Source organism: Butyricicoccus sp. (assembly GCF_050872565.1).
In the GTDB taxonomy this organism is placed as follows: domain Bacteria; phylum Bacillota; class Clostridia; order Oscillospirales; family Butyricicoccaceae; genus Butyricicoccus_A.
Genome location: NZ_JBNMHC010000394.1, coordinates 1 through 1,933 on the forward strand (window position 1 = coordinate 1; position 1,933 = coordinate 1,933).

At 55.3% G+C, this 1,933-nt stretch carries 1 protein-coding gene; it reads left to right on the forward strand.

What is annotated here, in order from left to right; genetic code table 11:
- Window positions 1–158: 158 nt before the first annotated feature.
- On the forward strand, window positions 159–1,933 hold a 1,775-nt coding region (locus ACR0P9_RS11765; RefSeq protein WP_432620373.1), incomplete at its 3' end, for an HAD-IC family P-type ATPase.

The window sequence follows — 1,933 nt, forward strand, 5'->3', positions numbered from 1 at the left end:
AATTAAGCCAAAATCTTGAGCAAAACCGCTTATCAGCAATGCTCTTTTCTATTTTTATTATACCGGATTTTATGCCGTTGTCAAGAATGTGATTTGTATTCTCCCCTGTCATACTCCCCTCTCCCATCTCATACACTGGGAGAAAGGGAGGGATGTCTATGACCGGAAGCGGTGGGCTGAGCAGCGGCGAGGTGCAGCTGTCGAGACAGCAGCACGGTTCCAATCGTCTATCCGAATCCAGCGGAAGCAGTCTATTTTCTCGGTTTTTATCTGGTTTTTCCGACCCGATCATTCGCATTCTGCTCATTGCGCTGTGCATCAATCTGTTATTCATGCTGCGCGGTGCGCCGTGGTTTGAAACCGCAGGCATTGCCGCCGCCGTGTTTCTGGCAACCTTTGTCTCTGCCCTATCTGAATATGGCAGTGATGCGGCGTTTCGTCGAATGCAGGCAGAAGCCGCTAAAGTGACCTGCCGCGTCCGACGAGATGGCGGCAGTGTGTTTGTCATTCCCTCAGAGGATGTCGTGTGCGGCGATTTAATTCTACTGCAAGCGGGAGAAAGCGTTCCCGCTGACGGCATCCTGCGCGAAGGCAGATTAGAAGTCAATCAATCCGCCTTGACCGGTGAAAGTCATGACATGCGCAAAACAGCAGATGCAGAATTGCTGCGCGGCAGTGTCGTCACTTCCGGCGAAGGCATTTTGGAAGTCACCGCCGTCGGCAGCAAAACAATATACGGCAGCATGGCGGGACAATTGCAGGAAGACACGCGTGAAAGCCCGCTGCATGTTCGTCTGGATGCTCTTGCAGGCAGCATCAGCAAGCTGGGCATGGCGGCAGCGATTCTCGTCGCGGCGTCCGATTTGTTTTTGTGTTTGGTGATACAAAACGGTATCCAGCAAGGGTTCACCTCTGTGTTGCAGCACATCCTGCACGCGGTCACTCTGGCAGTGACAGTGCTCGTTGTCGCCGTGCCGGAAGGTCTGCCGATGATGATTACCGTTGTTTTGTCGTCAAACATGCTGCGCATGATGCGCGATCATGTGTTGGTTCGGCGATTAACCGGCATTGAGACCGCCGGAAGCATGAATCTCTTATTTACCGACAAAACAGGTACGCTGACATGCGGACAGATGACCGCAGAGGCGATTTTTTCCGGCGATGGCACGCGATTTGACGGAATGCAGGTGCTGCATCGCAGTGCGCCGGTGCTGTTTCAACAGATTTATGCCGATTGTCGCTATAATACCGGCGGCACGCTGTCCGCCAACGGAATCGCAGGCGGCAATGCGACAGACCGCGCCTTATTACACGCGATTGCGCCGTTTGATACCGGACAAACACAGGCACTCAGCCAGCGCATTCCCTTTTACTCCAACCGAAAATATGCCGCAGTCCGTCTGACCACACAAATGCGAACGCTGGTGCGCGGTGCGCCGGAACTGCTTCTTCCCTGCTGTACCCAATATCTCGCACCGGACGGAACGGTACATGCATATCCTTCACACAGGTTATCCCAAATCATGCGTGAACAATCCGCATCCGGCGGACGGCTGCTCGCCATGGCAGTCACCGACCAAACCGTATCGGATACCCAGCTGCCGCACGGCATGATTTTGACCGCCTTGCTCGTCCTGCGCGATCCGCTGCGCCGCGAGACTCCGCAGGCAATTCATCAGTTATCTCAAGCAGGCATTCGCACCATCATGCTGACCGGCGATCATCCCGACACCGCTCGCGCCATTGCCAAACGCTGCGGCATTGTCTCTGATGCCCATCCGCTCGTGATAGACAGCAGACAACTGCACAGCTGGTCAAAGCAAGAGCTGATGCAGCAGCTTCCTCGGCTCGCCGTCGTCGCACGGGCACTGCCAGCAGACAAAGTGCGCCTGATTCAGGCCGCACAGGCAGCCGGTCTCGTCGCAGGCATGAC